Consider the following 6,139-nt stretch of genomic DNA (forward strand, 5'->3'; position numbering starts at 1 on the left):
ACGTCCTGTGCTGCCGCGCCGGCAGCGATTGGCATCAGCGATGCCGCGATTATTGTCGCGCGTGCCATCCCGAACCCTGCCCAGCCCCCGATCATCGTCAATTCTGTCATCCCGGCCATACGCGGCAATCGACGAACCACGACCGCGATGATCCTGTTCTATTGATGATCGAGACGATCCGCGACGGCAAGATCGGCCGGGGTGGGCGGCGTCTTGCGCCACGAACCAGTGCGTCCCCGCTCGACGCCATAGGCGTACAGGCGTCGCATGTAGGTCTTCTCGAACAGGCGGTCGCTGGGTGCGACGTCGTTCCCGATGAACGTCAAGTTCCAGTCGATGCCGTGGCGATGCGCGTAGACGTAGCTGGTTTCCGCCAGTGTCAGCAGCGCTGCCTGCTGGTTGAGCGCGAAGGCGCGCTTCAGGATCGGGACGAGCCGCGGCGTCACCATCTGAAAATCGCCGCCAAGCCTGCTGTTCATCAACAGGTAGACGTGCAGCCGGGCGGCGTCCCCGATCGGCGCGTCGCTGACCGCGAGCTGCGGCGGGATTGCGAGGATGCCAGCGGTCGTCCCGCCATCGGCATGAAGCTCGCGTACGGGCGCCCCGTTGCTGGACGCGTCGATCACCACCGGGGGAAACACCACAGGAATGGACGACGATGCCAGCAATACCCGCCGGAACAGCTCGACCTTGTCCGGCAACATGCTGGCGGCGATTGCCCCCATATCCCAGATCACGCTGCGTTGCGCGTCGAGATTGGCGGTGGCGACGAACAGGCGGCGCCCCTTGGCCTGCTCCTCCGCGATGCGCGCTACAAGTTCCGGTGTCACCTCACGTGCGATCAGTTTCGCAAGCGGTGCGGTGGAGGCGACACTGGTCGATCCCGGTATCGCAAGTGGGAAGCGGGGATGGAAGATGTCCCTTGCGGATACGCTGGTGTAAAACCGGGCGATCGATGCATCGCCTTCCTTGCCCAGAAAGGCAAAGGGAGCGATCAATGCCCCGGTGCTGACCCCGGTGACAACGCTGAACTCCGGACGCGTGCCGCTCTGCGTCCAGCCGTTGAGCACACCGGCGCCATAGGCACCCTCGTCAGCACCACCCGAAAGGGCCAGCATCGTTACTGGCTGCCCGGCCGGCACATCGGGTCGCATCCGCTGCGCGGCATCCGGCAGATCCGCCCAGAAACGGACCTCCGGCGCACCGGCAATAGCGGCCGCGGCACTTTGCGCCCCGGTGAACGGCACGCGCTCCACCGTGGTACATCCACTGACAAACGCCATTGCGGCTATCGTAACGGCGCGGAGGATCTGTCTGGTCATCGCATGGCTCCACTAGCCGTAGTTGCTTCAGTGTCACGAAGATAGAAATGCTGAGCAAGATCGGGACGAATACGCACAAGTTGCCTGGACCCGCGATCGATGCACACCAGCGTAGACTCAACTATGGCAACGTCTTCGCCGTTTCGCTCGAAGCGAGTTTCAAAGTGGGCACGACATCCTTGATGACCAATGACGCGCACTACGGCGACGATCAGATCGTGCAGCACGGCGGGCCTGTGATAGACCACGTCATGACGGTGCGCGATCCAGGCGAGCGTCTCTACCTGTTCTGGCGGCGCGGTCTTGCGCCAATAGGCGTTGACCGCTTCTTGCATCCACATGAGATAGATGGCGTTGTTCACATGATCGAGATCGTCGATCGCTCCCGGACCGACCCTGATCGGATGCCGATATTCAACGTAGCGGCCCGGACCATGGTCAGGCATCTCAGTTCCACGATCCTGCCGCGATCCATCGCAAAGCGGTGAGCGAAGGCATGAACATATATTCGCCGCCACGCAGCCGGTTGTACGTGGTGACACCGTCTATACGGCGACGAACCGGCTCGGCAGGCACGGTGAAGCGTCCGGGTTCCTCATGCAGGCCGACCACAGGATCACGCTCCTTCCCCAGGTCGATGAAATTACCGCGATTGATCCATTCCTGCTGCAGAAACTCGATCGTGTCGAACGCACGTGCCGAGATGAAGATGAAGAAGATGCCGCGATCGTCCTCGCCATCGTCGGCAGCAGTCAGGTCGGCCGACCATTTCGGACCGAAGGTGGAAGAGCGGCGGATGATCCGGTGGATGTTTTCGTCGGTCAGGATCGTCAGTCGCTCACCGCGCGGATTGAGGCGGCGCATGTGCGCGCCATGCGGACAGACAATTCCCGCCTTGTCGCCCGAGAAATCAAAGTCGTTGCGCCGGGCCGGATCGGCGCCCAGCTCTTCGTCGTCGCGGGTCGGCGACAGGATCAGCGGTGCCCCCGATCGCCAGCGGCCGAACATCTTGGCGGCCAGCAGCTCCTGCGCCGCCTCATCGTTTGCCTGGCCGCGCACGAAATCGTTGAATGCGCCCGGTCGACTGTCATACTTGCGCAGCACGACATAGGAACCGTTCCGCCCCAGCGCGTCAGGCTGCGGTATCTCCAGCGGCGCTCCCGTTTCGCTGTCCTCGCCCAGGATGAACTCGCCCGGCGCGATCGCGCGCTCCTGCCCCGGCTGTGGATCGACCCCGGCACCCGCGACGGTCGGCTGCGACACCGAGTCACGAAAGCCGAACGGGTTCTTGGCATCCGCATCGGCTCCGAAACGATGTGTTCCGATCAGCGTCACGCCGCTCGATGCATGATATTCGGACATTGCCCGGTCGGTGGCTTCGTCAAGCCGGGCCTGATCCGAAGCGAAGATGGTGAGCGCGATGTGGCAGCGATTGTCGCGATACGCCTCCTCCCATTGCTCGGGAGCATTCTCTCCCGCGTCACGCAGCTGCTCGGCGCGCGCCGCCATTCCCTGACGAAACGACAGAGGAAAGCTGGCGAGCGAGCCTTCGGGCACCCCAAGCGCCTTCAGACCCGCGTGACTGATCGCCACACCGGTCCATGCCGTCAGCTCTTCGGTCCAGTCTGCTGCGGCAGGGATATGCGGCGCGAGCCTTCGCAGGAGATCGCGGCCACCCGCGGCGTCGTCGACGTGAAGCATTGCGTGAATGCCGACATACGGTTCAGGCCGCGCGCGCAGGATCAACGCCTGAATGTCGTCCAGCTGCAGCGTCACGCGGTCAGGGCGGAAGCGGTCCTTGAGGTGCTGGAGGATACCCATCAGTAATCCACTCCGTGCGGCACCGACACCTGCCTGGACAGCAGGGCCAGCGCGTCCCGTGTCGCGGGGTCCACAGCGGTGTTGCCGGCCATTGTATCGAGGAAGGCATCGAGCGCCGTCTCCATCCGCTGCAGCCGCCGCACGTCCACAACCGTCACCTGCGGGTTGGCGACGAACCAACCGGCCGCGTCGATCTGGTGATCGGCGATGAAATCCTTCACGTCAGGCGAGGCAATCCCCGGCCACCCTTCGACATTGGCGAACAAGAGATCCATCAGGTCAGGGATCTTGGTCGCGAAGTCGTTGATATAGGTATCCCAGTCACCGTCGTACGCCGTAGCGAACAGGATGCGCGTGTCGTCGTCGAACAGGACGAAACGCATGTCATGCAGCGTCGAAACTTTCTGGGCGCCGTCGAAATTGCCGCCGGTCAGGTTGAAGATGCGACGCAGCCGGTCGCCGCCGCCAGGCTTGAGTTTGGCGATTGCAGTCAGTTCGGACACATTGCCCGATTGCCGGCCGGCCCGGCCCGCCGACCCGGCGGTGCCCTTGAACAGAGGGTTGTGGTTGCGGATCAAGCCTTCGATCGCGATCCTGGCCAGCGTGGGGGCATCGGCGGCGATTTCTGCGGCGAGGCGACGGAACTCTTGCAGACGGGTTTCGTCATCAAGCCTGGGATCTTTACTGTCGGCCATGAACGGCTCCTTCTGGTTCGGATCAGTCCGGAATTTCATCAAGCGAGCGTGGTTCGCGCCGAGCCACGGCATTCAGCCTGTGCCGCTGGCTGGAGGACGATTCATACGCTGCCTTGCGGATTCGCATGATGCCGCCGAGCGGCCGATGCGCCGCGACCCCGTTCCACGGGTTGAAGGCGAGATGGTCGTCGCCATGCACCTGTCTGGCCGGGGCATAGGCATCCTGGGGAGGGAAGGTCAGCGTTGCGATCGCGCGATGCGGTGAAAGGGCAGGATCCCACAGGACCGCCGCGTCCTCGACCGGCATTGTATCCGGGTCGACGCATAGCTGCGCGCGTAATTCGTAGGTGGCGCCGGCGTGCCGGAAATGGTCGACTACCGCGTCACGCATGGTCGAGAAGCCCGCCTCGACCTGCCGTCCGGTCAGTTCGGCCACCCCCCCGACCGGCGCCAGCGACAGTTTCGCAACATGATCGCCGTAGCGGATTGCCGCCTGCGTATGAAATGTCTCGCCCAGCATGTTCGCATGGTCGCGCGCCAGTCCGTCAAGCGTGGCATTAGGGCTGACGCCTAGCGCCTCCACAGCGTCCTTCACGCCACGCGCGGCAGCGGCGATCAGCCGCTGCGCCGCCTCAGGCGCGTCCGCGTTCTTTTCAAGCAGACCCAGCATGACCTTGTATTTGGCGATCGTACCAAAGGCGAGCGTTGGAAAATTGACCATCAGGAAATCCTGATTGGCCCCCCCGAGGGTGGGTGACAGGCGCTCGCCCCCAACGCCGATGACCTTGACCGCAAAGCCGCGCGGGGCCGGCACTGCATCGCTGTGAATATCACCCGGCGCCGATGACAGTCGAGCTACGATCTCATGTTCGCCAGGGTGGGCGAAGATGCCCTGCGCCAATTCGGCAGGCAGATCCTGATGGACTGTCATCCGCCCTTTCAGGATCGCATGGCTCTTCGCATGTGCGTCTCGGTGCGCATGATGATGCCGCTCTGCGTGAGCAGCCTGTGTCGCCGCCATTCGAGCCACGATCTCACGCGTCAGCGCAGCTTCCTCGGGCTGCTCGATTTCGAGATCGTCGCGATAGGCGATGGGGCGGCGGGTGGTCACGGATGACGGCTTTCATTGAAGGCGGGCGTCATTAACATATCAAGCGATATATTAGTTGCAATGCCTGTGTGGCTGTTGCCCTTGACGCCAACGGGCTGCATCTGGTGTCGGTGGATTATGAGACGACACCGACGACGCAGACGGTACCACGCCGCAGGAAGCGTCCCGAGATGCGCATGGAGACGCGGACACGACTGCTCGACGCCGCGATAGGGCTGATCGTTGCAGGAGGGGTCGCAGCCGCCTCGATTCGAGGCATCTGCGAACGCGCCGGCTTTTCGCAGGGCGCATTCTATTCGTATTTCGCCAGCAAGGACGATCTGCTCTTCACGCTGGTCGAAGAGCATATGGCGAACCTCGCAAGAAAGTTCGACATGTTGGTGGCAGACACCCGGTATCAAACGGCGGAAGCCATCCTGGATACGATCGGTGCCAGTCTGGATGCCTTGTCCGTCGACGCCAGCTATTCGGTTCTGGTGGTCGAACTTCACCTTCACGCACGTCGCAACGCTGCGTTCCGTGCTCGCTTCGAACCGGTCAAGATCGCGTACGAGTCCGCTTTCGCCGGTGTAATGTCCCATCTGCTACGACGTACCGGCCTGACGCCGGTCATACCGAGCATTCAACTGGCGCGCATCCTTCTTTCGCTGTGGTCCGGTTTGACCCTTCAGGAAAGCAGCGATCCCCCTCCCTCTATACAAATGCGACATGTGTTCGCTGCGCTCGCGCAAGATTGATCGATGCCGCCCGGCAGGATAGTCAACGTTGCCGATGCGGTTGGGGGCGGTACCGCGGAGATGGCTGCCTTAGGAAGTCGCGGTGGCGGCCAAAGTAAGTGCCAGTCGCAAAAGGCTCATGATGCTATCTCCTAGGCATATTTTTACGAACGCTCCCGAAGTGGACAGACCCTCAGTTTCCGCGATGCCAAGCAATCACTGAGGATTCTGTCGATCACTGCGCGGTAGGCCGTGGCGGCGAACGGCGCCTCAATCGAATGGCCGATCGCCGCAGGCAGTTCCCGGATTGCGTCGCACTGAAGCATTGGCTTTATGGCGGCAAGATCGCCGCGCAGCACCGCGAAATCGCCCGAGGCATGGACGATGCGAACGTTTTCGTGTGGGCCGGGTCCGATCAGAGCAGCAATGTCTCGATCCTCGCTGCCAGCGAAATAATCGAGCAATGCCCTATCG

7 protein-coding genes are annotated in these 6,139 nt (G+C 62.6%); 1 reads left to right on the forward strand and 6 read right to left on the reverse strand.

Annotated features, from left to right (window positions below):
- Window positions 1–158: 158 nt before the first annotated feature.
- The 5 genes from Q0579_RS07185 to Q0579_RS07205 are packed head-to-tail and all read right to left on the reverse strand — an operon-like array spanning window position 159 to window position 4,949.
- Window positions 159–1,322: a patatin-like phospholipase family protein gene (locus Q0579_RS07185; RefSeq protein ID WP_114688833.1), complete on the reverse strand. Its 1,164-nt coding sequence runs from the start codon at window positions 1,320–1,322 to the stop codon at window positions 159–161.
- A complete protein-coding gene (locus tag Q0579_RS07190) occupies window positions 1,319–1,768 on the reverse strand; it encodes a thioesterase family protein (RefSeq protein WP_069319930.1) in 450 nt (149 codons plus the stop codon). Before Q0579_RS07190 ends, Q0579_RS07185 begins: the two co-directional genes overlap by 4 nt.
- A gap of 1 nt (window position 1,769) precedes the next feature.
- Window positions 1,770–3,143 carry a peroxidase gene (locus Q0579_RS07195; RefSeq protein ID WP_066693436.1) on the reverse strand — a complete coding sequence of 458 codons (1,374 nt, stop codon included), beginning with the start codon at window positions 3,141–3,143 and terminating at the stop codon, window positions 1,770–1,772.
- Entirely contained in the window at window positions 3,143–3,838 is a 696-nt protein-coding gene (locus tag Q0579_RS07200) for a hypothetical protein (RefSeq protein WP_066693438.1), read from the reverse strand. Before Q0579_RS07200 ends, Q0579_RS07195 begins: the two co-directional genes overlap by 1 nt.
- 22 nt (window positions 3,839–3,860) lie before the next feature.
- Window positions 3,861–4,949 (reverse strand): catalase family protein, encoded by a 1,089-nt coding sequence (locus tag Q0579_RS07205; protein ID WP_298810606.1) that lies wholly within the window; start codon window positions 4,947–4,949, stop codon window positions 3,861–3,863.
- Window positions 4,950–5,017: 68 nt separating this feature from the next.
- Between Q0579_RS07205 and Q0579_RS07210 the strand changes: the two genes are divergently transcribed.
- Entirely contained in the window at window positions 5,018–5,686 is a 669-nt protein-coding gene (locus Q0579_RS07210) for a TetR/AcrR family transcriptional regulator (RefSeq protein WP_066693440.1), read from the forward strand.
- Between the two features lie 143 nt (window positions 5,687–5,829).
- Here the strand turns inward: Q0579_RS07210 and Q0579_RS07215 are convergent.
- A partial coding sequence (locus Q0579_RS07215) for a hypothetical protein (protein WP_298810609.1) occupies window positions 5,830–6,139 on the reverse strand: 310 nt, incomplete at its 5' end.

Origin of the sequence: uncultured Sphingomonas sp., assembly GCF_936927845.1 — a bacterium.
Lineage (GTDB): Bacteria > Pseudomonadota > Alphaproteobacteria > Sphingomonadales > Sphingomonadaceae > Sphingomonas.